We start from the raw sequence: 23,506 nt of genomic DNA, 5'->3' as shown, positions 1-23,506 counted from the left end.
GAGGTTGCATGAGGGGGCGGACGGCCCGGGAGGTGGGACTCCGACAGCCCGCGTCCGCCTGGACGGCAGGAGGGGTGGGGGGCGGCGAACACGCCACCCGCGCCTTGCGTGGGGTCCGCCCCTCAGTGTTCGTTCGCGGCCTTCTGCTTCACCACCCGGGCCGGGGCTCCCGCCACCACGGCCATGGGGGGCACATCCGAGATGACCAGGGCGCCCGCGCCAATCACCGCGCCGTCTCCCACCGTCACCGGACCGATGATCTGCGCGCCCACGCCCACATAGACGTTTCGGCCGATGCGGGGGACTCCCGACTCGCCGAACCGGGGCTCCACGCTGACGTTCTGGGACAGGAAGCTGCCTTCGCCCACCTCCACGCCCGGCGCCACCACCACGCCCACGCCGCCGTAGCCCAGGCCCACGGAGGAGTGCAGCCTCGCGTCGATGTCGACGTGGCAGTGCAGGAGCCGGTCACCCACGGCGGCCACCATGCCCGGAAGCATGGGCACGCCCAGGCGCTTCAGCCGCCTCGCGGCCCGGTAGAAGGTCAGCGCGTCTGGACCCATGCCCCACCCCGCGCCACCCTCCAGCGGCCCGAAGGCCCTCCGACCTTGCGGCGGTCCACGCCCTCGCTCGCCATTCCCGTGAGGGAGGCGGGGAGATGGAGGCAAGCCGTCCAGGGTGAAGGGCGCGTCGTGGCCATTGCTCCGCGCCAATCTAGGGGGCCTCCTGGCCCGGGCCAGCCACTCGGCCACACGGTCCGGAAGAGCGTCCGCCAGCGAACCCCTGCTGGCCCATGACGGCCCTGGAGTGCCACCGAGCGGACAGTCGCCTCGGTGGCTCACGGAGGGTGTTTCAGGAGGCGGCTTCCTCGCGCAGGCGCTTCAGGGCCTCCTCGACGTACTGCACGCCCTTGGGCGTGATGGCCTTTCCCTTCTTGGTGTCCTGCGCGTAGCCAGCGTGCAGGCGCAGGGCCTTCGCGGCGTTGGGTGCGGCGTAGGTGACGCCCAGCTCGCCCCAGAAGCGGGACGTCGTTCCGGACGTCACTTCCATGTCCAGCGCCACCGCGCGGGCCAGGTAGAGCGGAATCAGTGAGCGCACCAGCTGATCCTTCAGCTTGCCCGCGGAGCGCAGCTCCTCGTAGCGAGGGTGGGCCTTGAGCGCTTCCATCAACTGGTTCACGGCCTGGCCCGTGTCCGCGGAGGACGCGGCCTGGGGCGCGGGGGCGGCCTCGCCCTTCTTCTTCGCTCGGGCCTTGCTCCGGGCCGCCGGACTCTTGCCCGACCTGGCGCTGGCGGCCTTGGTGGCGGGCTTCGCGGTCTTCACGCCCCGGGTCTTCTTCGCCGCCTTCGAGGCCCGTGGAGTGGGTGGGTCGGCGGCGACGGCTTCGGCGGCGGGGAAGCTCTCCGCCTCGGCGATGGGGCGAGGGCGCGGTGTACGCTCCACGCGCGTGGGCTCTGGCGCGCTGGGAGGCGCGACGGCCACGGGAGCGGGAGACGGCGCGTCCCGCCGCTCCACCTGACGGGGTGCGGGATGGGTGGCACCGTTGTGGGAAGGGGCCTGCGGGCGCGCATAGCCCAGGCGCGAACGCACCTCTTCCACCACGCCGCTCAACCCCACTTGCTGCAGCAGACCTTCCAACCGGGAAGCGAATGACACCGGGCATGCCCTCCTGGACGTGCGCACGTTACCCCAGGATGGCCCCATGTCGGATCCACCCCGCCTACGCAAGCAGGGGAGGTGGGTGCGCGTGGACCAGGCATCCTGCAACTGTTCGTCAGCGGGCAGACGGCGCTACACTCTCCGTCGTCCCTGCCATGCGGCTGCCTGCCCTCCCCCTCCTCATGTTGCTTGTCGCGCCCCACGTGGCCCTTGCTCAGGGGGACACCCGGCTTGCGTTCCTCGGGCGCCAGCTCACGCAGGGCAAGGATCCGCGCTCCCGCTCCCAGGCGGCCCTGGTGCTGGGGGCCACCGAGGATCCGGAGGCCGTGACACCGCTGTGCGGCGCCCTGAAGGACCCGAGCGAGCTGGTGCGCGCGGCGGTCGCCAAGTCCCTGGCGAAGCTGCAGGAGTCCTCGGCGCTCCCTTGCCTGGAGGCCCACAAGACGGAGGCGGACGCGGCGGTGCAGGCGGCCGTGCGCGAGGCGGTGAGCGCGCTGAAGGAGTACCAGGCGCGACCTCCGCGCTTCTACGTCTCGCTGGAGGGGATGAAGGACCTGACGCGCTCGCTGCCGGCGGAGCTGGTGAAGGCCACCGAGGCGCGGCTGCGCTCGCGGCTGATTCGCCGGGGGGCGCTCCTGGCGCCGGCCAAGGAGTCCAAGGCGGCGGCGAAGGGCGCGCTGAAGAAGCTGGGCGTTCATGGCTATCGCATCACCCCGGAGGTCCATGCGATGGAGGGGGGCGGGTTGCGGGTGGCCATCGTCTGCCTGAGCTACCCGGACTTGTCCTTGCTTGGGCAGGTGGATGTGAAGGCCGGGGGCGCGCAGCCCGCGGACCTCCTCAAGGCGCTGGTGCCGCGCGCGGTGGAGGAAGCAGCGGAAACCTTCGAGTGGAGCAACGAGACATGACGACGAGCACGACGGCGCATGCGGCGGCCCCGAAGCGGCGCTGGCGTAACTTCCTCCTGGATACGAGCTTCCAGCTCAAGCTGACCGCGTACATGGTCGGAGTGACGGTGGTGTTGTCGGCCCTGCTGGGCGTGTTCCTGGTGCGCTCCGCCTGGGCCCTGATGCGGGAGACGGCCACGGCGGTGGAGGCCCGCTCCAAGGCCGCCGAGGTCAGCCGCGAGCTGTCCGGCGCCACCCTGTCCAACGAGCTGCTGGCGCGGATGGACGACCCGACCTTCGAGGCCACCTTCCGGGAGAAGGCGCAGGGCATCGACGCGGCCTACGAGGCGGAGCGGGCCGCCATCGTCGCCCAGAGGGCGGAGCTGGAGTGGCGTCAGCGCGCGACGTGGTGGGTGCTGGGCGCCTTCCTGGTGGGGTTCATCGCCGTGGTGGCGCTGGCCACCATCGTCGTGACGCATCGGTTGGCCGGGCCGCTGCTTCGCATCCGGCGCATGGTGGGCGATGTGCTCGACGGCAAGCTGCGCCCGCCGCAATACGGCCTGCGTGACGGCGACGAGCTGCGGGACTTGTTCGACGCGACGAGGAGCATGATGCAGAAGCTGCGGGACCAGAGCGAAGAGGATGCTCGGGTGCTGGCGAAGGCGCTGGAGACGGCGGAGCGCTCCGGCGTGCCGGGAGAGTCGCTCGACGAACTGCGCGCGCTGGAGTCCCGCTTCCGCGCGCGCCTGGAGGCCTGAGTCTCGCGACGCCGTCCCCGGTCAGTGCTTCCGGGGACGCAGCTTGCGGAGCTCGGCTTTCATCTTCGCCATTTGTTGTTCGGCGTCCTTGCGAAGCTGGTCTGCTTCCTTGAGGGCCAGTTCCAGCTTGCTCCGCAGCCGGGCCTCTGCCTGACGACGTCGACGGGCCTCCGCTTGCCTGCGCAGGCGGGCCTTCTCCATCCGGGCCTTGAGCTGGTCAATCATCTCCGTGGACTCGAGCAACAGCGTCTCGCCGGTCCACACGAACATCTTGTCGCCACGGACCTCGAACTCGAGCCCCAGCACCTTCGAGGTGAACCGTCCCTGCTTCGGCTTGAGGGGAACGTAAGTCCTGGCCTTGGCGGATTTCAGCCGGAACCCCTCCAGCCGCTCCCGGCCCGCGTCGTAGATGAAGTACTCGCGGATGCCGAGCCGCGCGTTCCGCTCCACGTTGACCACGGCGTCCTTCTTCCGGTTGCCGCCCGAGTGGACCTCCATCACCCAGTCCAGGCCCTTGCCCTCATGGCTCACCAGCCACTTCTCGCGAGAGTGTGGCTCGACGTCGAACACCACCAGCAGGTCCGGCGCGAAGCGGCGCTCCCCGGGGTAATACACGGGCAGCTCCGAGCCGACGTACGCCGTGCGCCGCCGATTTCGGAAGTGATGCCTGAGCACATCCAACACGCGGTGCTTCGCGTCCTGATGCAAGTCCCCCTCGGGCGGAGACATCTCCCGGTACGTCACCTCCGCCGGCAGTGTCTCCACCACCTGCGCCCTCTCCTCGGGCCCCATCGCGTCCCACTCCTCCTGGGTGGGAGCCCGAGGGAAGGCGTCACCACGAACTCTGTCCGCGTGCCGTCCCATGCGCCGAAAGCGTGGGGTCGGCAGCCTCGCGCGTCAATGCCCGAGGTGGATGCGCAAGGCGTGCGCCATGCACTTCCGCGCGTGTCGCGAAGCAGGAATCGAGCAATGCGCGTGAACCGTGTCCCAGGACTCCATGAAGAAGTCCACGGGAGCGGACTTGTGAAGCCTCACGGTGGTGAGGCCACGTCCACGGTGAGCCCTGTCTGCTTGAGCACCGCATGGATGCGCAGGCGCGCCTGGGCCCACGGCAGCGCCTCCACGCGATAGCCGTCGAGCGCTTCCATGAGGTGCGCGCGGTAGCTCGGGTGGCCCGGGTCCGCGACGATGACGACGCCTCGGTCCGTGGTGGAGCGGATGAGTCGACCCACGCCCTGACGCAGGAGCAGCAACGCGCGCGGCAGTCGGTACTGGAGGAAGCCCTGGTACTCGCCACCAGAGCGGGACAGCGGCTCTTCGCGCGCGGCCACCAGCGGGCGCAGCGCGGGCTCCAGCGGAAGCTTGTCGATGAAGACGCAGCCCACGCCTCGGCCGGGGATATCCACGCCCTGCCAGAAGCTCTTGGTGCCCAGCAGCACCGTGCCCGTGTCGCGCTCCTGCCGGGCCGCCAGCGAGCGACTGTGCCCACGCGACTGCCGCAGTACTTCGATGCCCAGCGGCTCCAATCGAGTCCGCGCCTCCGCGCCCACGCGCTCCATGCGCCGCGTGGAAGCGAACAGGCCCAGCAGCCGTCCACCCATCGTCTGCGCGAGGCCCGAAATCCGCGTCGCGGCCCAGTCGATGAAGGCCTCCTCGTGCGCGCGCGGCGCATCGGTGACGAGCACCACCAACGCCTGCTCATGGAGCTGGAAGGGGGAGGGTGCGCGCAGCAGCCGTGGCGCGGGCCGGTCGCCGCGTCCATCCAACCCCAGTCGCTTCAACACGAAGGGCGTCCCCGAGCCCTGGCTCGTGGGCCCCAGCGTGGCCGACGTCAGCACCAGCGCGCGCTTGTTCGCCGCGAAGTCGCGCGACACATGGAAGGACACATCCACCGGCTGCGCACCCACGCTCCAGCGCTGCCGCCGAGGCTCGGCCGTCGCGGAGTAGCACCGCCCCGCCGCTGCTTCGCCCGAGAGCTCCTGCGCCAGCGTCGCCAGCTCGCCCAGCTCCGTGGTGGCTCCGGACAGCTCGCGCTCCAGCGGGGGCATCCTCGTGGCGAGCTCCGGCAGCGCTTCCAGCACTCGCACCGCGAGCAGCGTGTGCAGCGCCTGCAGCGCGCCGCGCACCAGCTCCAATCCGTCGCGCACCGGCTCCCACGTGGGCAGCGCGCGCACCGCCTCCGTCACGCGCAGCTCCGGGGCATACGCGCCCTCGTCGGGGTCCTCGCCCGCGGTGGTGGCCGAGGGCTCACACAGCTCCGTCACCCGGGCGCCCAAATCCCGCGCCTCATCCATCAGCCGGCGCAGCGCGTCCTCCACCTGGCCCATCAACGCGCGCGACTCCTCGCGACGCGACGCCGAAAGGGCCCGGCGCAGCTCCGCGAAGAGGCCGTGGCGTCCATCGCGTCCGTGCAGTCGCTCGGTGAGCCGCTGGAACGCGAGGTCCGACAGCTCCACGGTGAGGGCCGTGGTGGCCACGTCCTCCACCTCGTGTGCCTCGTCGAGGACCAGGTGCTCCAGCTTCGGGTAGCGCGCGGGCCACGCGAAGGCGAGCGACTGGTTGATGACCAGCACGTCCGCCTCACGCGCCTGGGCCACCGCCGAGTGGTAGAAGCAACGGTGGTAGTGCGGGCACTTCTCGCCGAGCGTCGTCGCGGCCTCGGAGCGCACCGCGGGCGTCAGGCCCATCAGCACGGGGAAGCGCTCGCGGAACCAGTGGCTCAGCCGGTCCATGTCGCCATCCACGCTGCGGCGCAGGTACGCGCGCAGGTACGCGCGAGGCGCGCGCGCGGAGTGCCCCATGCCCGGCTCCACGCGAGTGGCCTCCAGCGCGCGACGTCGGCACAGGTAGTTCGACTGTCCCTTGAGCAGCGCGTAGCCGAAGGTTCCGCCCATCGCCTTGTGGAGCCGGGGCAGGTCCTTCTCCAGCAACTGGTCCTGGAGCGTCTTCGTGTGCGGAGCCACGCCCACCTTGCGCCCGTTGCGCGCGGCGAAGAGGGCCGCGGGTGTCAGGTACGCGAGCGACTTGCCCGTCCCCGTGCCCGCCTCCACCGCCACCTGCTCACCGTCCGACAGCGCGCGCGCCACCGCCTGCGCCATCTCGAGCTGCGCGGCCCGACTCCTGAATCCTTCCTCCATCCGCTCCAGCGCACCGCCCGCACCCAGCACCGCCGTCACTTCCTCGGCCCGCACCGGATGCACCGGCGCCTCGGCCTCCGGCTCGGGGAGGGACGGGACACCCGCCGCGCGTCGCCGCTCGGGCTTCCCGCGCAGGAACCCTTGAGTCTCCAGGGCCAGCGACGCGGGAGCGGCACGACAGGCCTCGCTCAGTCGCGACAGCAGCTCCAGCAGCGGCCACTCCTCGTAGTCGAACGCGCCGCCGTCCGTCTCCGGAAGGCCCAGTCGCCGCGCGGCCCGGGGGTCCAACGTGGCCAGCAGGTCCGAGACATCCTCGCCCCGGCCCTCGCGCACGAAGCGGTCCATCGTCTGCACGAGCACGGCATGCACCGCCTCGCAGTCGGACAGCGCGCGGTGCGGCTGGCGGATGCCCAGCCCGGCCCAGCGCAGCAGCGACTCCAGCGAGTGGCTGGTCAGCTCCGGGTGCAGGTAGTGCATCAACTCGCACGAGTCGAGCACCGGCGCGCGGATGGGGCCCAGCAAGTCCGGCAGGAAGCCCTTCTCGAACGGTGCGTTGTGCGCCACCACCGTCCAGCCCGTGAGCCGACTTCGCAGCTCCTCGATGTCAGTCCCGAAACGGGGCCGGCCCGCGAGGTCCGCGTCCGTCAGGCCCGTCAGCCGCCGGATGGTGAGAGGCAGGGGCCGCGACGCCGAGTAGAGCCGCGCGAAGCGGTCCACCTCGCGTCCGTTCTCGAAGAAGAGACACCCCAGCTCGATGATTTCGTCGGCACGTGGATCCAACCCCGTGGTTTCGAGGTCGAGAAACACATGCCGCGTGAAGAGCTCCGCCGCGCCGCCCATGCAGGGCCGGGAGACTAACGCTTCCCCGCGCGCTGCCCAGATTTCGGCCTACGTCTTCAGTCCACCAGGAAAACGCCGGAAATCATCTTCCCCATGGCACACCCGTAGACGAGTTTTCCGGACTCCTTGGGTGTGAAGGAGATGTCCACCGGCTGGTTGAGCGGCAGCGGCGTGTTGATGTCGTAGCCGTCCATCACCACCTCGGTGGCGCATGTCTGGTCCGTCGTGCGCGTCACCACCAGCTTCACCGGCTCGCCCTTCTTCAGCGTCACGGGGCTGGGCTCGTAGCCCTTCTCCGTCACCGTCAGCTCCACCACTCGCACGCCGTTCTCCCGCTTCTCGGGGACGGTGGGCGCGGCGGGAGTCTCGGCCGCGGCGGGCGCGCCCTTGGTGCACCCCTGCTGCGTGGCACCCACCATGGCGGCTGTCGCGGCCAGCGCGAGCCAGGGCTTGATGATGCGGGAGAAGAAGGGGCGCATGCGGTGCCTCGAGCGAACGAAGGATTGGCGGAGTTGAGAGGGGCCTGCGCCCCCGACTTCAGGGCCCTCAGGCCTCGTCGGCGGGAGCGCTCGAGGGACCCGGCTCGAACTTGAGCAGGGCGTGGAGTGGGACGAAGACCTCGTGGCCCGGCTCACCCAGCAGCAGGTCGAACCGGCCCACGTGCATCAGCGGGAGCTGGAGGGTGATGCCGTTGCGCAGCACCAGCTTCACCGTGTCGCCCAGGTGGTCCAGGAACGCGCGCGGGTCCGAGTACGGACGCTTGTCCGGCTGACGCGCCACCGTGGACGGCTTCTGCGTCAGCTTGGCATCGCGCTCCAGGCTCGGCAGCAGTCGCTCCCACTCGGCGCGGCGCGCCAGCAGCACCACCTGCAGCTTCTCCAGCCGCCCGGTGCGCTCCAGCGTGAAGGCGATGGGCTCCTCGGCGACGAGCGTGTCCAGCAGCGAGCGCTCCGCCAGGACGACGGACACCTCTACCTTGCCGGAGATGAAGCCGCCGAGCAGCTCCGCTACCACGGCGTTGTCCACCTCGCCGCGCGCCTGCTTGATGGCCGCCTTGCGCTGGGTGCGCTCCTTGCGCGCCATGAACTCCGCCACCGTCATGCCGCTCTGGAGCACGCCGAAGGCATCCCCCAGCGACAGGTCCGGCGTCTGGCCCATCAGCTCGTAGACCTGGTCGAAGCGCTTCGCCTCCTCGGCGTGCAGCTTGCGCCAGATGCGCGCCTTCATCTTCCCTTCCAGCTCACCCTTGGCGATGCGCGCGGGCACATGCTCGCGCTGCGCCAGCGCGAGGATCTGCTCGGGCGTGGGCGGAGGCCGCGGCGTGGAGGAGCGGAAGCCTCCGGGCCGGCCACCGAAGCCTCCTGGACGGGCACCGGGTCCGCCGGGTCCTCCGGGTGCTCGCGGTGCCATCGGACGGGCGCCGGGTGTCACCCCCGCCGGACGCGGCGAGGGGGCGGGAGCCACGCCGGCGGGCCGGGGAGTGGGCGGGAGCGCCGGGGGGGTGGCCGGGGCCGTCGCCGTGGGGGCGGCGGGACGGGGCGCGGGATTCACTCCCGCGGGCCGGGGGGCGGGCGGGGTGGAGGGCGCCATGCCGGCGGCAGGCCGGGGCGTGGGCGTGGGGCGCGGTGTGGGCGCCGGAGGGGCGGATTCCGAGGGGGACGGAGTCTGGGCGGCGCTGCCGGGCGTCGAGGCCGGCCGCCGGATGACTTCGACCGCGGGAACCACCCGCCGTGTCTTCCGATCGTTCACAGTCGTACGTTACCTGATGCGAGGAGCCCGAGCATGCCCGGCTTCACGGCTGGAGGGAGGCTGAGAGGTCCACTTTCCACCCAGACGGCTCACGGACCATCCGGACCTCGTGGGTGCTGCCTGACGAGCGAACGAGCACGGTCGCCTCGTCGTTCGCCTCCCGGACCAGGGAGACCTCCGTAACATCCGGAGGAGGGGGGACATTCGCGAAGAAGAGGCCCAGGGGCTCGGGTTTCACCGCGCCCCCGGAGGCGTCAGCCACCGCCTGGGCCCGCTTCGTCAGGGCCGTCTGGGTGGGCTGGGACAAGGCGCCCCAGGCCGCGCGGAACTCGCCGCGCTTCACCAGCCGGTGGAAGGACGTATACGCATCTTGCGGTGTGCCGAAGCGGGGCTGGTTGCAGCCGGCCACGCCCACCAGGAGCAGGGCCAGCAACCAGGGCATCGTCGCGGTCAGGCGCATGGGGGTGGGGTTTAGGTCAAAGCGGCGCCGGGGGAAAGCCTTGGGTGCGTCCACCTCACGGAACGTGTTGCTGGACACGGTTTCGCCCCGCTCCCTTGGCCCCGTAGAGCGCCGCGTCCGCCGCGCGCAGCAGCGCCTCCGAGCTCTCCAGGTCCGCCGAGGGCACCGTGGCCACGCCCAGCGACGCCGTCAGGCGCACCTCCTGCCGCTTCCCGTCCACGCCCACGTGCTCCACCCGCAGCTCCGCGATGGCCTCGCGCACGCGCTCGCACACCCTGAGCGCGTCCGCCGTCCCCGTCTCCGGCAAGAGCGCGATGAACTCCTCCCCGCCATAGCGCGCCAGCACGTCCACTTCGCGCAGCCGCGAGCGCGTCGTCTGCGCCACCGCCTTGAGCACCTGGTCCCCGAAGGGGTGGCCGAAGGTGTCGTTGATGCGCTTGAAGTGGTCGATGTCCAGCATCACCAGCGACAGCGGGGACTGGTAGCGCCGCGAGCGCGCGAACTCGTCGCCCAGCCGCTCCTCGAAGCAGCGCCGGTTGAACAGGCCCGTGAGCGCGTCCGTGCGGCTCAAGGCGAGCAACTCCTCGCGCCGCCGCGCCAGCTCCTTGTTGGCCTTGTCCAGCTCCCGGTTCTTCTCCACCAGCGCGTCCTGGAGCGCCTTGAGCCGCAGCATCGACTTCACCCGCGCCGACAGCTCCAGCATGTCGAACGGCTTCACCAGGTAGTCGTCCGCCCCCAGCTCCAGCCCCTCCACCTTTCCCGCCGCCTGCCGCGCCGTCATCAGAATCACCGGGATGAAGCCGAAGCCCTCCTCCCCGGAGTTCGCCTTGATGATGCGGCACACCTCCACGCCGCCCAGCCCCGGCATCTCCACGTCCATCAGGATGAGGTCCGGCCTCGCCTCGCGAATGGCCGACAGCGCCTGCGTCCCGTCATGGGCTTCCTTGAAGACGTACCCGCGCGGCGCCAGCCCCTCGCGCACGTGCGCCACGTGTGCCGGGTCATCGTCGACGATGAGCACCGTCCGGCCGCTCAGCTCGCCGCCCGACCCCGTCCGCCGGGCTACCTCCGGCGTCCTCTTCCAATCACCCTCCGCCATGCGGTTGCGCCCCCAGTGCAATCATCCCGCTCTGCCAGAATGTTTCTGATTGTCTCCCGACGACTCCAGGAAGCCAAGGGGGAGGGTAAGTCCCCGTCTTCTGGAGGCTCAGGCGGGTTTGACGAGCCGGGCCCGGTACACAGGCTCCCCCGAGGTGAGATACCGCCGCTCGCGCGTCGAAGGCACCTCCTCCGGGTCATAGGGATGGAAAACGCCGGAACCCAAGGGGTTGTGGAAACCCACGGATTCCAGGATGGAAAGCATGTTGTGGGCGCGGTCCTCGACGTCGGTGCGCATGTCGAAGCGGCCGCCGGGGGCGAGCTTGGCGAGCAGGAGGGCGGCGAAGTCGGGCTGCACGACGGCGCGCTTGGCGTGAGCGCGCTTCCACCAGGGGTCCGGGAACTGGAGGTGGATGGCGGAGAGCGAGCCGTCCGCGAAGATGCGGGGGACGGCGAAGCGGGCGTCGGACTCGACGACGCGCAGGTTCTTCATCCCGGCCTTCTGGGCGCGCTCCTGGGTGTCGCGCGCGTACTTCTTGCGCCACTCGAAGGCGACGAAGCGGACGGTGGGGTTGCGGCGGCAGTACTCCAGCGCGTGGCCGCCGGCGCCGGAGCCGATTTCGAGCTCCAGGGGGCCGGGGAAGCCGAACTCGGCGTCCCAGTCCGGAGGAGTCTCCTGGGCGATGAGGTGGAGGCCGACGGGGTCTGGCAGCAAGCGGGGGCGTGGCATGAGGAGGGCGCTCCAAGCACGGGCAAGCGGGGTCTGGCCAGGGAAAAACACTGGTATAGGGGGGACATGAAGGTCTTCCAGTCGGTGGCGGAGGCGGGCCGGGCGCTGATCGGCCGGGCGCTCGCCCTGGGCAACTTCGACGGGGTGCACGTGGGCCACCAGGCCCTCTTCGCGGAGGCGCGCAAGCACGCTTCCCCCGCGGCGTTCACCTTCAACCCCCACCCGGGCAAGGTGCTCCAGCCGGACCTGGCGCCCAAGCTGATTACGCTCCTGCCCCGCCGCCTGGAGCTGCTCGCGGACCTGGGGCTGGAGGCCACGGTGGTGCAGGCCTTCTCGCGCGACTACGCGCGCACGGGGCCCGCGGACTTCGAGGCCGCGCTCTTCGACGCGCTCGGCGTGGCGCACGTGGTGGTGGGCAGCGACTTCACGTACGGCGCGGCGCGCGCGGGCCAGGTGGAGACGCTGCGCGAGGCGGCGGCCCGACGGGGCGCCCGCGTCCACGTGGTGACGCCCGTCACGGTGGACGGGGTGGTGGCCTCGTCCTCGAGGGTGCGCGAGTACATCCTGGAGGGACGGGTGTCCGCCGCGTGCCGGCTGTTGGGCCGCCCGTTTGACTTGGATGGCATGGTGGTGGCGGGCGCGGGGCGGGGGCGGACCATCGGCTTTCCCACCGCCAACGTGGACACGCAGAACGAGCTGCGGCCCGCGCCGGGCGTCTATGCCATCCGCGTGCGCTTCCTCGCCGGCGAGGGCGTGGGGACCTGGCACGGAGGGGCGGCCAACATCGGAATCAAACCGACTTTCGGTGGCACCGAGGTCACCATCGAGGCGCACCTGCTGGACTTCGCGGGGGATATCTACGGGCGGGAGGTGCGCGTGCAGTTCCTGGAACGCCTGCGCCCCGAGCAGCGCTTCGGCTCCGTGGCGGAGCTGGCGGGGCAGATCAAACGCGACGTGGAGGCCGCTCGCACGGTGATTGCGCGGGCCGGGGAATGACGCACGCATTTTTCCCGTGATTGTTCAACGGGTTGGCGAGTCGGGGGCCCCCAGAGGGCGCCTTGACGGATGTGCGCGGCTCCCCTCTAATTCGCTGTCAGGAACCGTGCCAAAGGTGCTGTGGGGCCCCGAGGCAACGCCCCTGTCTCCCAAGAGCGAGGCGGGCCCCCGCCCGTCTCATCCTTCTGTGCCACCAGGAAGAGGCTTCACGAATGTCCGGTCGATTGGGTGAACTGCTGGTCCGCGAGAATCTCATCTCCGTCCAGCAGCTGCGCAAGGCCCAGGAAGAGCAGCAGAAGAGCGGCACGCGCATCGGCACCGCGCTCATCAAGACGGGCGCCATCGAGGAGTCGAAGCTCACCGACTTCCTCTCCAAGCAGTACGGCGTGCCGGCCATCAACCTGAAGGACTTCGATGTCGACCCGGACATCATCAAGCTCGTGCCCAAGGAAGTGGCCGAGAAGCACCTGGTGATTCCCGTCAACCGCGCGGGCCCTTCGCTGATTGTCGCCATGTGCGACCCGTCCAACATCTTCGCGGTGGACGACCTGAAGTTCCTCACCGGCTACAACATCGAGACGGTGGTGGCGTCGGAGGTCTCCATCCGCGAGGCGATTGAGCGCTACTACGCGGAGAAGGGCCCCTCGATGGAGGAGATCGTCGGCGACGTCGGCGACGACATCGAGCTGGCGAAGGAGGAGACGGAGAACATCGACGAGATGGCGAAGGCCGCGGATGACGCGCCCGTCGTCAAGCTGGTGAACCTCATCCTCATGGACGCCATCAAGAAGCGCGCGTCCGATATCCACATCGAGCCGTACGAGAAGGACTTCCGGGTCCGCTTCCGGATCGACGGCGTGATGTACGAGGTGATGCGCCCGCCGATGAAGCTGCGCAACGCGATTACGTCGCGTCTGAAGATCATGGCCTCGCTGGACATCTCCGAGCGACGCCTGCCGCAGGACGGCCGCATCAAGATCAAGATTGGCGGCGGCAAGGAGATGGACTTCCGCGTGAGCGTGTGTCCCACGCTCTTCGGCGAGAAGGTCGTGATGCGTCTGCTCGACAAGAGCAACCTCCAGCTCGACATGACGAAGCTGGGCTTCGACGCGGAGCCGCTGGCCTGGTTCAAGGAAGCCATCGACCGGCCCTACGGCATGGTGCTGGTGACGGGCCCCACCGGTTCCGGCAAGACGACGACGCTGTACTCCGCGCTCTCCAGCCTCAACGACGTCGGCACCAACATCTGCACCGCCGAGGACCCGGTCGAGTTCAACTTCGCCGGCATCAACCAGGTGCAGATGCATGAAGACATCGGCCTGAACTTCGCCGCGGGCCTGCGCTCGTTCCTCCGCCAGGACCCGGACATCATCATGATTGGTGAGATCCGCGACTTCGAGACGGCGGAAATCGGCGTCAAGGCCGCGCTCACCGGCCACCTCGTGCTCTCCACGCTGCACACCAACGACGCCCCTGGCACGGTGAGCCGTCTGCTCAACATGGGCATCGAGCCGTTCCTCGTGACGGCCTCGCTCAACCTCATCCTCGCCCAGCGTCTGGCGCGCCGCCTGTGCCCCGCCTGCAAGAAGCCGGCGGACAAGGTGGACGAGCAGGCCCTCATCGACGCCGGAATTCCTCCGGACAAGATGGGCACCTTCACGGTGTACGAGAAGGTCGGCTGCCGCGACTGCAATGACCGTGGCTACCGGGGCCGCGTGGCCATCTACGAGGTCATGCCCTTCTGGGACGGCCTCAAGGAGCTGGTCATCAACGGCGGGTCCGCCGCGGAGCTCAAGCAGGAGGCCATCCGTCTGGGCATGAGCAGCCTTCGCATGAGTGGCCTGAAGAAGGTCATGGACGGCTTCACCACCCTGGAAGAAGTGGTCGGCAACACCGCCCCGGACCGTTTCTAGTCACCCCCTCCTCCCCCAGCCTCACCGAAGGACACCCCCACCGTGGCCAACCTGCACCAGCTCCTCAAGGCGATGGTCGAGAAGGGCGCTTCCGACCTCCACATCACCACCGGTTCGCCACCGCAATTGCGCGTGGACGGTGAGCTCGTTCCCTTGAAGACGGCGCCGCTGACGCCCGTGGAGACCAAGCAGCTCTGCTACTCCATCCTCACGGACGCCCAGAAGCACAAGTTCGAGGAGGACAACGAGCTGGACCTGTCCTTCGGTGTGAAGGGCCTGTCGCGCTTTCGCGCCAACATCTTCATGCAGCGTGGCGCGGTGGCCGGAGCCTTCCGCACCATTCCCTTCAAGATTCTGACCTTCCAGGAGCTGGGCCTGCCGAACGTCGTGGCGGAGCTGGTGAAGAAGCCGCGCGGCCTCATCCTGGTGACGGGACCCACGGGCTCGGGCAAGTCCACCACGCTGGCCTCGATGATCGACAAGATCAACACCGAGCGTCATGAGCACATCATGACCATCGAGGACCCCATCGAGTACCTGCACCCACACAAGAACTGCCTCGTGAATCAGCGCGAGGTGGGTGCGGACACGCGAAACTTCAAGACGGCCCTCAAGTACATCCTGCGTCAGGATCCGGACATCGTGCTGGTGGGCGAGTTGCGCGACCTGGAGACGATTGAAGCCGCGCTCACCATCGCCGAGACGGGCCATATCTGCTACGCGACGCTGCACACCAACAGCGCCGTGCAGACCATCAACCGCGTCCTGGACGTGTTCCCGCCGTACCAGCAGCCGCAGGTGCGCGCCCAGCTCTCCTTCGTGCTGGAGGGCGTGATGAGCCAGGCGCTGGTGGCCAAGGCGGGCGGTCCGGGCCGCATCCTCGCCCTGGAGGTCATGATTCCCAACCCCGCCATCCGGAACCTCATCCGCGAGGACAAGGTCCACCAGATCTACTCGTCCATGCAGGTGGGTCAGGCCAAGTACGGCATGCAGACCTTCAATCAGGCCCTGGCGGCGCTGCTGCTGCGCCGGCTCATCTCCCAGGACGAGGCCTTCGGGCGTTCCAGCGACCCGGAAGAGCTGCGCAACATCCTCGCCACGGGGGGGGGGGGGATACCGGGTGCCCAGCGGCCAGCCGGAGGAGCGGCGGGTCGTTAGTTCCTGGTTTTGAGATTCAGCGGTTAGACTCGCGCGGCGTTCGCGGAGGCCAAGCTCATGGCGGCAACTGCAGTCCAGAAGTCATCACCTTCCAAGAAGAACACCGCCCAGTTCCTCTGGGAGGCGAAGACCAAGAGCGGGGAGACGAAGAAGGGCGAGATGGAGGCCATGGACAGCGAGGCCGTCAACGCTCGTCTGAAGTCCCTGGGCCTCAATCCCGTCAAGGTGCGCAAGAAGAGCGCCTTCGACGGCGAAATCTCCATCCCGGGCATGGGTGGTGTCACCGGCAAGGACATCCTCGTCTTCACGCGCCAGTTCGCGACGATGATCGACGCGGGTCTTCCCCTGGTGCAGTGCTTGGACATCCTCGCCAACCAGATGGACAACGCCGCCTTCAAGAAGGTGGTGCTGGCCATCAAGGGCAAGGTGGAGCAGGGCAGCACCTTCGCGGATGCGCTCAAGGAGCACCCCAAGGTCTTCGACGAGCTCTACATCCAGCTCTGCGCGGCCGGTGAGGTCGGCGGTATCCTCGACACCATCCTCAACCGTCTGGCGGCCTACCGCGAGAAGGCGGAGAAGCTCAAGCGCAAGGTCAAGGGCGCGATGACCTACCCGGCCATCGTCATCCTCGTCGCCATCGGCGTGACGGCGCTCCTGCTCCTCAAGGTGACGCCCGTCTTCGCGGCGATGTTCGCGGACTTCGGCTCGGCGCTGCCGGCGCCCACCCAGTTCGTCGTGGACCTGTCCGCCTGGGCAGAGGCGTATTGGCTGCACGTCGTCAGCATCATCGCCGCGGTCGTCTTCTCTTTCACCTGGAGCTACCGGCAGCCCCGGGGCCGCAAGTTCTGGGACAAGGTCTTCCTGAAGCTGCCGCTGTTCGGCCCGGTGCTCCGCAAGGTGGCCGTGGCGCGCTTCACGCGCACGCTGGGCACGATGATCTCCTCGGGTGTGCCCATCCTCGACGCGCTCGACGTGACGGCGAAGACGGCCGGTAACCGCACGGTGGAAGAGGCCATCTACTACGTGCGCGGCAAGATTTCCGAAGGCAAGAACATCGCGGGCCCCCTGCTCGAGACGAAGGTGTTCCCCTCCATGGTGGTGCAGATGATTGGCGTCGGTGAAGCGACGGGCGCCATGGACACCATGCTCAACAAGATCGCCGACTTCTACGACGACGAAGTGGACACCGCCGTCAGCTCGCTGACGGCGATGATTGAGCCCTTGTTGATGGTGTTCCTCGGCGGCGTGGTCGGTGGCTTCCTCATCGCCATGTACCTGCCCATCTTCTCCATTGCCGGTGCCATCAAGTAGCTCCGCGGTCGCCAGGGCGCGCGCGGACGAAGCCGAGAGGCTTCGCGCGCGCCTAGTCTGGCTGGTGTTGTTCAGGACGGTGGCGGCGAGCCTGTCGCTCGTCATCACCGTGGGTCGCCTGCTGCTCCAGCCCCTGGAGGAGCCGAGCCGGGCGGACACCCTCTCCCTCTCCGTCATCGTCGCCGCGTACATCTCCACGGTGGTGGTGGGCATCCGGCTGCGGCGGGAGAAGGCCGGGCGGCTGGACGCGTGGGTGCAGGTGCTGGGTGACGTCGCCATCGCCACGGGGCTGGTGTACCTGAGCGGTGGTTCCGACTCGCCGCTGACGTTCCTCTACAGCCTGGCCGTCATCGGCGCCGCGGTGGTGCTGGACTGGCGGGGCGCGCTCTGGGTGGCGGCGGCGGCGGCGGTGTGCTTCGCCGGGCTGGTGGTGATGCAGCGGCTGTCGGACGTCGCGCCCCTGGGGCCGCTCTTGCCCAGCCGGGGCTTCTTCGTGCTGGGCAGCAACCTGCTGGCGCTGGCGCTCATCGCCGTGCTGGCGGGCTACCTGTCCCGGCAGCTCTCCGCCACGGGTGGCGCGCTGTCCGCGCGCGAGGCGGACCTGCGCAGGCTGGGAGGGCTGCAGCAGCAGATCCTCTCCTCGATGCCGTCGGGGCTCATCACCTGTGACAGCCAGAAGCGCGTCACGTACGTCAACGCCGCCGCGCGCGGCATCCTCCAGTTGGAGGACGAGGTCGGCGCGGGGCAGCCGCTGGAGTCGCTGCTCCCCGGAGTGTCGGGGCTGGCGCCACGCTCGTCGCGAGGCGAACTGGTGGTGGGCACGGATGGGGGCCGCCGGCGCATCATCCTCGGGATGTCGGTGACGCCGCTGGAGGGCGAGCAGGGCGCGCTGCTCATCGTCTTCCAGGATTTGACCGAGCTGCGGCGGATGGAGGAGGACCTGGAGCGCTCGGACCGGCTGGCGAGCCTGGGGGCCCTCTCCGCGCAGCTGGCGCACGAGCTGCGCAACCCGCTGGCGGCGATGCGGGGCTCCGCGCAGTTGCTGGCGCAGGAGTGCTCGCGGGACGTGGTGGTGGTGAAGCTCACCAACATCCTGGTGCGCGAGTCGGACCGGTTGGGGCGATTGGTGGAGGACTTCCTGCGCTTCGCGAGGCCGCCGGAGCCGGTGCGCCGCGAGGTGCCGTTGGACGCGCTCCTGGCGGAGACGGTGGACATGTTGAGGGCGGACCCCCTGGCGCGGGACGTGCGGGTGGAGGTGTCCGCGCAGGAGCGGCTGATGGCCGCGGTGGACCCGGACCAGTTGAGGCAGGTGCTCATCAACCTGGTGCGCAACGGCTTCCAGGCGGCGGGACCCAAGGGGGAGGTGAAGGTGGGGCTGGCGAGGAGCGAGAAGGAGGCGCAGATTCGCGTGTGGGACTCGGCGGGAAGCATCACCGAGGAGATGATGGGCCACCTGTTCGAGCCTTTCTTCACCACGCGGGACGGAGGCACGGGCCTGGGCTTGTCGACCGCGCACTCCATCGTCAGGGCGCATGGCGGGTCCATCCGCGTGCGCTCGGACCCGGCCGAGGGAACGGAGTTCGTCGTGGGGTTGCCACTGTGACGACCGCGCATGCGGCGGAGAGCGGAGTGAGAGGCCACGTCCTCGTCGTGGACGACGAGCTGTCCATGCGGGAGTACCTGGAGCTGCTCTTGCACCGCGAGGGTTACGCGGTGACGAGCGTGCCCGGGGTGAAGCCCGCGTGCGAGGTGCTCGCGCGAGACGGGGTGGACCTGGTCATCTCCGACATGAAGCTGGGGACGGGCAGCGGCCTGGACGTGCTGCGCACGGCGCGGGCGCGCAAGGAGCCTCCGGAGGTCGTGCTGATTACGGCCTACGGGACGCCGTCCGCCGCCGTGGAGGCGATGCGCGAGGGGGCGTACGACTACATCTGCAAGCCCTTCGACAACGAGGAGCTGCGGCTGCTGGTGCAGAAGGCGCTGGAGAAGCGCACGCTTCGGCAGGAGAACTCCACGCTGCGCGCGCGGCTGTTGCCCGGCCTGGGCATGGCGGTGGGGCACAGCGCGCGGATGCAGGCGGTGTGGGCCCTGGTGGAGAAGGTGGCGCCGGGGCGCAGCACGGTGCTGGTGACGGGGGAGAGCGGCACGGGCAAGGAGCTGGTGGCGCGGGGCATCCACATGCGTGGCAGCCGGGCGGCGCAGCCCTTCCTGCCCTTCAACTGCGCGGCGCTGAACGAGGGCACGCTGGAGAGCGAGCTGTTCGGCCACGTGAAGGGGGCCTTCACCGGGGCGGTGCACGAGCGCGCGGGGTTGCTGGTGTCCGCGGGCGAGGGCACGGTGATGTTGGACGAGGTGGGGGAGATGCCGCTGGCCACGCAGGTGAAGCTCTTGCGTGTGCTCCAGGAGCGCAAGGTGAAGCCGGTGGGCAGCGCGGCGGAGGTGCCCTTCCAGGCGCGAGTCATCGCGGCGACGAACCGGCGGTTGGAGACGGAAGTGAAGGCGGGGCGCTTTCGCGAGGACCTCTTCTACCGGCTCAACGTGATTACGCTGGAGCTGCCGCCGTTGCGGGAGCGCGCGGGGGACATCTCGCTGCTGGCGGGACACTTCCTGTCGAGGATGGCGGAGGAGCTGGGGCGGCCGGGCCTGCGCTTCGCGCCGGAGACGCTGGCGTTGCTGGAGCGCTATGCGTTTCCGGGCAATGTGCGGCAGTTGCAGAACATGGTCGAGCGCGCGGCCACGCTGTCGGACTCGGACCTGCTGGGGCCGTCCACGCTGCCGCCGGCGGTGCGCGGCGAGTCTGAGCCGGTGTCTCGTCCGGGGGACGCCGGCGAGCCTCAGTTGAGCGGTGGCTTCAATCTGGAGCGCCATCTGGACGACAGCGAGCGGCGCTATCTATTGGCGGCGCTGAAGCAGGCGGGTGGGGTGAAGACGCGAGCGGCGGACCTGCTGGGTCTGTCGTTCCGCTCGTTCCGCTACCGGCTGGCGAAGCACGGCCTCACGGACGAACTGGAGGAGCCCGCCAGTTCTCCGCCAGCGCGTGAGGCGAAGTAGGGCGCGTCACGCCGGGGGGCGCGAGGCGAAGAGCACTTGCGTGGTGGAGAAGCGGTTGAGCACGGGAACGTGTTCGAGCACGCGCTCCAACGTTCCGTAGACGTTCTCCAGGACGCCAGGGAAGCTGGGGAAGAACACAGGGAGGTTCTCCAGCCGAGTCTCTACGAGGCCCGCGTGCTGGGTCCATTCGCGCGCGTGGGTGAGCGTGAGCTGGAAGAGACCCTTCTCGATGGGGTCCCGGAGATAGACGAGGTTGGCGGGGTGGAGGGGATTGGGCTCCACGCAGATGACCCGGCCTCCCGGACGGACGACGCGCCGCATCTCCGCGAGCATGGAGGGCTGCGAGGCCGCGTGGTGCAGGACGTCCACGCAGAAGACGGCGTCGAATGTGCCGTCCTCGAATGGCAGTTGCTCCCCCACCGCGGGCTGGAGCCGCACGCGCTCCTGGAACCGGGGCGCGAGCCGCTCGCGGGCTTCTCTCAGCGGGGCCTCCGCGATGTCCACGCCGGTGTACTGGCAGTCGTCCGGCATGCGGTCCAGGAAGTAGGTGAGCTGGAGTCCCTTGCCCACGCCCACCTCGAGCACCTTGCGGCAACTTGCCAGTTGCCGGGCGAGGAACGCGAACTTGCAGCGCATGGTTCGAGGGAAGGAAGGATGGCCGAACAGCCGCGTCGCGATGCGCCCCGGGTCTGTTTCGAAGAAAGCCTTCTGCTGCCCGTGATGCTCGTGGAAGGAGCTCACCGAGAACCTCGTGGGAAACCAGGGAGAGGGAAAGAGGGACTCAGCCGACCTGGGCGACCGAGTCCTTGGAAGCGAGGGTTCCCATCGACTGAGGCTGCCCGGAAGCGGAGGGGATGGCGAGATAGCTCAGCCGCTTGGTCTCCAGGGCCAGTTGGCTGGTGCTCTCCAGAATCAACCCGAGAAAGGCCAGCAACGAGCCCAGCAGGACCAGGCCCGTGGCCAGGATGGCCGTGGGGAAGCGCGGCACCTGACCCGTCTGGAGGAACGTGGAGAAGACGGGAATGGCCAGCAGCAGGGCCAGGAGGATGGTGACCACGCCGAGGCCGCCGAAGAACTGCCGGGGGCGGTGCAGTCGCTGGAGGCGAAGGATGTGCGAGAGAATCCGGAATCCGTCCCGCCAGGTGTTGAGCTTGCTGGCCGTGCCTTCCACTCGCTTCGAGTAGCGCGTGGCGATCTCCCGCACGGGCATGCGCAACTGGAGTGCATGGATGCTCATCTCCGCTTCGATTTCGAAGCCCTCGGACATGCACGGAAAGGACTTCACGAAGCGGCGAGACAAGATGCGGTAGCCCGAGAAGATGTCGGACTGCCCCTTGTCGAAGAGCCGGGCCACCACCTGGTTGAAGAGCCAGTTTCCAGCGACGTGGCCGGCGCGGTAGGCCTCCTTCTCGCTGTGGATGCGCGTGCCGATGACCATGTCGAGGGACTCCTCGACGAGCAGCCCCACCAGTCGCGATGCAGCCGACGCGTCATAGGTCCCGTCTCCATCGGCCACGACGTAGATGTCCGCGTCCACGTCCGCGAAGGCACGTCGGATGACGTTGCCCTTGCCTCGCCGCGTCTCGCTCCGGACCAGGGCTCCCGCCTCGCGAGCCACGTCACTGGTGCGGTCCGTGGAAGCGTTGTCGTAGACGAAGATGGCCGCGGAAGGCAGGGCTTGCCGGAAGGCGAGCACCGTCTCCCGGATGGCCGGTGCCTCGTTGTGGCAGGGGAGAATGACCGCGATGCGCGGGGGGGACTGAGGCATGGCACCTGTTTCCGTCGGGGGGTCGTGGGACGCACCGTTCGGCGTGGACCCCAGTGTACCGCAGGAACTCTTCGCGCCGAGCCCTCGTGCAAGCCCGTGGAACCGCCGGGCTGCCTGGCGACTCTTTCATGGACAATCCTTGTCTGTGCGGACCATCCTCGACGGGCCCCCGATGATTCCCGCTCGATACCGCGCCCCGCTCGTCCCCCTCGCCGCCGCTGGCGTCTGCGTGCTCGCCTACTGGGCGTTCTGGGAATCTCAGTTCAATGGCTTCATCTTGAACCTGGGCACCATCAATTTCCCTACGAATCGGTGGCTGACGTTGGCGGCCATCATCGCCTTCCTGGGCATCCCCCTCGTCTGCTTCGTGGCTGTGGCGGGCTCGAGGATGATGACTCCCGAGCGTCTCGAGGCCTGGCGCGAGGCCTGGCGCGAGTACCCTGACCGGCGCAGCGTGTTGTTGGCCGGGGTGCTCGGCACCCTCGTGCCCCTGGCGATTCAGGCGTCCGTGCTGGGCTACACGCCGGTGACCGACGACGAGGCGTCGTATCGATTCGCCGCGGAGTTGCTCAGTTCGTTTCGGCTCTGGGTGCCTTCCCCGCCGATGAAGCTGTTCTTCGACAACGGCTTCCTCATCAACGACGGGAAGATGTACAGCCAGTACTTCCTGGGCTGGCCCTTCCTGCTGGCGTTCGGGGTGAAGCTGGGGGTGCCCTGGCTGGTGAATCCCGTGCTCTCCGGAGCGACTGCCATTGCGCTGTTCCTGGTCGCACGTGGTTGGTGGGGGAGCGCCTGGGGCAGGGTCGCCGTGCTCCTGTACCTGGTGTCTCCGATGACGATGATTGGGGCCGCCACGCTGATGTCGCACACCGCGGCCATCTTCGCGTTGGCATGGATGCTCTACTTCGTCCAGCGCTTCGACACGGGTGCGAGTGCATGGGTTGCGTTCCTGTTCTGCCTGGCGTTCTGGACGCGTCCCGCCGTGGCCGTGGGACTGGGGGGACCGCTCCTCGTCATGTGGGGCTTGCGTGCCTGGCGACAAGGCGGCGCGGCGCGCTGGAGGCACGCGCTGTCCTTCGTGGTCGTCGCCATTCCGCTTGCGGGCCTCTTCCTGCTGGCGAACCGGGAGACCACGGGCTCACCCTGGATGACCGGGTACCACGCCGGAGTGCGCTACGCGCAGGAGAACGCCTACCGCTTCGTGTCCTTTGGTCCATCGCAGGTGCGGGGCGACGACTTCTTCTATTTCTTCACCGACCACTCCTCGGTGCTGGCGGGAGGGCGAATGGTGTTGGCCCTCTTCCGCTTGAACCTGGACTCGTTCGGTTGGCCACTGGGGTTCATCCTCGTCTTCCTGGCCCGAGGCGCTCCCGCGCGCTGGTTGGCGGCGACGGTGCTGGCCTTCTGCCTCGCCCATCTTCCGGTCGCGGACCCCGGCGTCGATACCTTCGGGCCCGTGCACTATTCGGAACTGATGCTGCCGCTGGTGCTGCTCTCCACGGGAGGCTTGAAGACCCTCTGGCACACAGCTCGGCGCTGGGAGGCCGCGGCCTTCGTGCCCTTCCTCCTCGTGGGCCTCGTGGCGGTCTGCGCGACGATGTACCTCCCGCCTCGCATCTACACGCTGCGCAAGCTGACCACCGATGTCCGCCGTCCGAGGCTGGCAGTGGAGCGGCGTGTTCCCGACGACTCGGTCGTCTTCGTTCGTCCGGGCTTCGCGCCGCCCTGCACCTCGGCACCGGCCAATCACTTCGTGTTCTTCCGGCCCAACAACAGTCCGGACCTGGATGACCGGGTGTTGTGGGTGAATCACATCAGCGTGGAGCGGGACCGGCAGTTCATGAGCAAGGTGTATCCGCGGCGCACGGGCTTCATGCTGGTGGTCGACAAGCAGTGCAATCCGCAGATCATCCCCTTGGAGGCCGCGACTCCCGCCGCGTTTCCTCCGACGGTGAGGGAGCTCCCAGGGGACTTTCCCGAGGAGGCCCCGTGAC

At 69.0% G+C, this 23,506-nt stretch carries 20 protein-coding genes; 9 read left to right on the top strand and 11 right to left on the bottom strand.

Annotation, left to right across the window (positions count from 1 at the left end; all coding sequences use genetic code 11):
* Positions 1–122: 122 nt before the first annotated feature.
* Positions 123–563 carry an acetyltransferase gene (locus tag G4D83_RS14905; RefSeq protein ID WP_163865402.1) on the bottom strand — a complete coding sequence of 147 codons (441 nt, stop codon included), beginning with the start codon at positions 561–563 and terminating at the stop codon, positions 123–125.
* A 289-nt stretch (positions 564–852) separates the two neighbouring features.
* Entirely contained in the window at positions 853–1,656 is an 804-nt protein-coding gene (locus tag G4D83_RS14900) for a hypothetical protein (protein WP_163865401.1), read from the bottom strand.
* A 158-nt stretch (positions 1,657–1,814) separates the two neighbouring features.
* Between G4D83_RS14900 and G4D83_RS14895 the strand changes: the two genes are divergently transcribed.
* Both G4D83_RS14895 and G4D83_RS14890 read left to right on the top strand, forming a co-directional pair.
* Complete coding sequence (locus G4D83_RS14895) at positions 1,815–2,564, top strand: HEAT repeat domain-containing protein (protein WP_163865400.1); 750 nt, start codon at positions 1,815–1,817, stop codon at positions 2,562–2,564.
* A complete protein-coding gene (locus tag G4D83_RS14890; protein WP_163865399.1) occupies positions 2,561–3,301 on the top strand; it encodes a sensor histidine kinase in 741 nt (246 codons plus the stop codon). Before G4D83_RS14895 ends, G4D83_RS14890 begins: the two co-directional genes overlap by 4 nt.
* Positions 3,302–3,322: 21 nt before the next feature.
* On the opposite strand, the gene G4D83_RS14885 is transcribed toward G4D83_RS14890, so the two are convergent.
* The 7 genes from G4D83_RS14885 to trmB all read right to left on the bottom strand — a co-directional run bounded on the left by G4D83_RS14885 (position 3,323) and on the right by trmB (position 11,315).
* Positions 3,323–4,093 carry a Uma2 family endonuclease gene (locus G4D83_RS14885; protein WP_240356332.1) on the bottom strand — a complete coding sequence of 257 codons (771 nt, stop codon included), beginning with the start codon at positions 4,091–4,093 and terminating at the stop codon, positions 3,323–3,325.
* 239 nt (positions 4,094–4,332) lie between these two features.
* Positions 4,333–7,278 carry a helicase C-terminal domain-containing protein gene (locus G4D83_RS14880; RefSeq protein WP_163865397.1) on the bottom strand — a complete coding sequence of 982 codons (2,946 nt, stop codon included), beginning with the start codon at positions 7,276–7,278 and terminating at the stop codon, positions 4,333–4,335.
* Between the two features lie 56 nt (positions 7,279–7,334).
* Positions 7,335–7,757: a cupredoxin domain-containing protein gene (locus G4D83_RS14875; RefSeq protein WP_163865396.1), complete on the bottom strand. Its 423-nt coding sequence runs from the start codon at positions 7,755–7,757 to the stop codon at positions 7,335–7,337.
* Between the two features lie 67 nt (positions 7,758–7,824).
* On the bottom strand, positions 7,825–8,688 hold the full coding sequence (locus tag G4D83_RS14870; RefSeq protein WP_240356346.1) for a hypothetical protein: 864 nt from the start codon (positions 8,686–8,688) through the stop codon (positions 7,825–7,827).
* A 382-nt stretch (positions 8,689–9,070) separates the two neighbouring features.
* Positions 9,071–9,487 (bottom strand): hypothetical protein, encoded by a 417-nt coding sequence (locus G4D83_RS14865; protein ID WP_163865394.1) that lies wholly within the window; start codon positions 9,485–9,487, stop codon positions 9,071–9,073.
* A gap of 55 nt (positions 9,488–9,542) precedes the next feature.
* A complete protein-coding gene (locus G4D83_RS14860; RefSeq protein WP_163865393.1) occupies positions 9,543–10,586 on the bottom strand; it encodes a diguanylate cyclase in 1,044 nt (347 codons plus the stop codon).
* 108 nt (positions 10,587–10,694) lie between these two features.
* Entirely contained in the window at positions 10,695–11,315 is a 621-nt protein-coding gene (gene trmB, locus G4D83_RS14855) for a tRNA (guanine(46)-N(7))-methyltransferase TrmB (protein WP_163865392.1), read from the bottom strand.
* Between the two features lie 66 nt (positions 11,316–11,381).
* Here trmB and G4D83_RS14850 point away from each other — a divergent pair, with 66 nt between their 5' ends.
* The 6 genes from G4D83_RS14850 (at position 11,382) to G4D83_RS14825 (ending at position 19,744) form a co-directional block, all read left to right on the top strand.
* Complete coding sequence (locus G4D83_RS14850; RefSeq protein ID WP_163865391.1) at positions 11,382–12,311, top strand: bifunctional riboflavin kinase/FAD synthetase; 930 nt, start codon at positions 11,382–11,384, stop codon at positions 12,309–12,311.
* Between the two features lie 212 nt (positions 12,312–12,523).
* A complete protein-coding gene (gene pilB, locus G4D83_RS14845) occupies positions 12,524–14,224 on the top strand; it encodes a type IV-A pilus assembly ATPase PilB (protein ID WP_163865390.1) in 1,701 nt (566 codons plus the stop codon).
* A gap of 42 nt (positions 14,225–14,266) precedes the next feature.
* The gene (locus tag G4D83_RS14840) at positions 14,267–15,382 is read left to right on the top strand and encodes a type IV pilus twitching motility protein PilT (RefSeq protein ID WP_163865389.1); all 1,116 of its coding nucleotides are present in this window, start codon (positions 14,267–14,269) and stop codon (positions 15,380–15,382) included.
* 57 nt (positions 15,383–15,439) lie between these two features.
* On the top strand, positions 15,440–16,693 hold the full coding sequence (gene pilC, locus G4D83_RS14835) for a type IV pilus assembly protein PilC (RefSeq protein ID WP_163865388.1): 1,254 nt from the start codon (positions 15,440–15,442) through the stop codon (positions 16,691–16,693).
* A gap of 61 nt (positions 16,694–16,754) precedes the next feature.
* Positions 16,755–18,296: a two-component system sensor histidine kinase NtrB gene (locus G4D83_RS14830; RefSeq protein WP_163865510.1), complete on the top strand. Its 1,542-nt coding sequence runs from the start codon at positions 16,755–16,757 to the stop codon at positions 18,294–18,296.
* Between the two features lie 26 nt (positions 18,297–18,322).
* Positions 18,323–19,744, top strand: a complete 1,422-nt coding sequence (locus tag G4D83_RS14825) for a sigma-54-dependent transcriptional regulator (RefSeq protein WP_275902371.1) — start codon at positions 18,323–18,325, stop codon at positions 19,742–19,744.
* Between the two features lie 6 nt (positions 19,745–19,750).
* Here the strand turns inward: G4D83_RS14825 and G4D83_RS14820 are convergent, their stop codons facing one another.
* Complete coding sequence (locus G4D83_RS14820) at positions 19,751–20,485, bottom strand: class I SAM-dependent methyltransferase (RefSeq protein ID WP_163865386.1); 735 nt, start codon at positions 20,483–20,485, stop codon at positions 19,751–19,753.
* A gap of 40 nt (positions 20,486–20,525) precedes the next feature.
* Positions 20,526–21,512 (bottom strand): glycosyltransferase, encoded by a 987-nt coding sequence (locus tag G4D83_RS14815; RefSeq protein WP_163865385.1) that lies wholly within the window; start codon positions 21,510–21,512, stop codon positions 20,526–20,528.
* A gap of 172 nt (positions 21,513–21,684) precedes the next feature.
* On the opposite strand from G4D83_RS14815, the gene G4D83_RS14810 reads away from it, so the two are divergent.
* Entirely contained in the window at positions 21,685–23,505 is a 1,821-nt protein-coding gene (locus G4D83_RS14810; RefSeq protein ID WP_163865384.1) for an ArnT family glycosyltransferase, read from the top strand.
* Position 23,506: the final 1 nt, after the last annotated feature.

Source organism: Myxococcus eversor (assembly GCF_010894455.1).
Lineage (GTDB): Bacteria > Myxococcota > Myxococcia > Myxococcales > Myxococcaceae > Myxococcus > Myxococcus eversor.
The sequence above is the reverse complement of the archived record's forward strand: the minus strand, read 5'-3'. Positions and strand labels throughout refer to the sequence as shown.

Bases quoted from the DNA above. Each gene is read 5' to 3' on its own strand.
- G4D83_RS14905 (WP_163865402.1), bottom strand. From the start codon at position 563: ATGGGTCCAGACGCGCTGACCTTCTACCGGGCCGCGAGGCGGCTGAAG.
- G4D83_RS14895 (WP_163865400.1), top strand. From the start codon at position 1,815: ATGCGGCTGCCTGCCCTCCCCCTCCTCATGTTGCTTGTCGCGCCCCAC.
- G4D83_RS14890 (WP_163865399.1), top strand. From the start codon at position 2,561: ATGACGACGAGCACGACGGCGCATGCGGCGGCCCCGAAGCGGCGCTGG.
- G4D83_RS14885 (WP_240356332.1), bottom strand. From the start codon at position 4,093: ATGGGGCCCGAGGAGAGGGCGCAGGTGGTGGAGACACTGCCGGCGGAG.
- G4D83_RS14880 (WP_163865397.1), bottom strand. From the start codon at position 7,278: ATGGGCGGCGCGGCGGAGCTCTTCACGCGGCATGTGTTTCTCGACCTC.
- G4D83_RS14875 (WP_163865396.1), bottom strand. From the start codon at position 7,757: ATGCGCCCCTTCTTCTCCCGCATCATCAAGCCCTGGCTCGCGCTGGCC.
- G4D83_RS14870 (WP_240356346.1), bottom strand. From the start codon at position 8,688: ATGGCACCGCGAGCACCCGGAGGACCCGGCGGACCCGGTGCCCGTCCA.
- G4D83_RS14865 (WP_163865394.1), bottom strand. From the start codon at position 9,487: ATGCGCCTGACCGCGACGATGCCCTGGTTGCTGGCCCTGCTCCTGGTG.
- G4D83_RS14860 (WP_163865393.1), bottom strand. From the start codon at position 10,586: ATGGCGGAGGGTGATTGGAAGAGGACGCCGGAGGTAGCCCGGCGGACG.
- trmB (WP_163865392.1), bottom strand. From the start codon at position 11,315: ATGCCACGCCCCCGCTTGCTGCCAGACCCCGTCGGCCTCCACCTCATC.
- G4D83_RS14850 (WP_163865391.1), top strand. From the start codon at position 11,382: ATGAAGGTCTTCCAGTCGGTGGCGGAGGCGGGCCGGGCGCTGATCGGC.
- pilB (WP_163865390.1), top strand. From the start codon at position 12,524: ATGTCCGGTCGATTGGGTGAACTGCTGGTCCGCGAGAATCTCATCTCC.
- pilC (WP_163865388.1), top strand. From the start codon at position 15,440: ATGGCGGCAACTGCAGTCCAGAAGTCATCACCTTCCAAGAAGAACACC.
- G4D83_RS14815 (WP_163865385.1), bottom strand. From the start codon at position 21,512: ATGCCTCAGTCCCCCCCGCGCATCGCGGTCATTCTCCCCTGCCACAAC.
- G4D83_RS14810 (WP_163865384.1), top strand. From the start codon at position 21,685: ATGATTCCCGCTCGATACCGCGCCCCGCTCGTCCCCCTCGCCGCCGCT.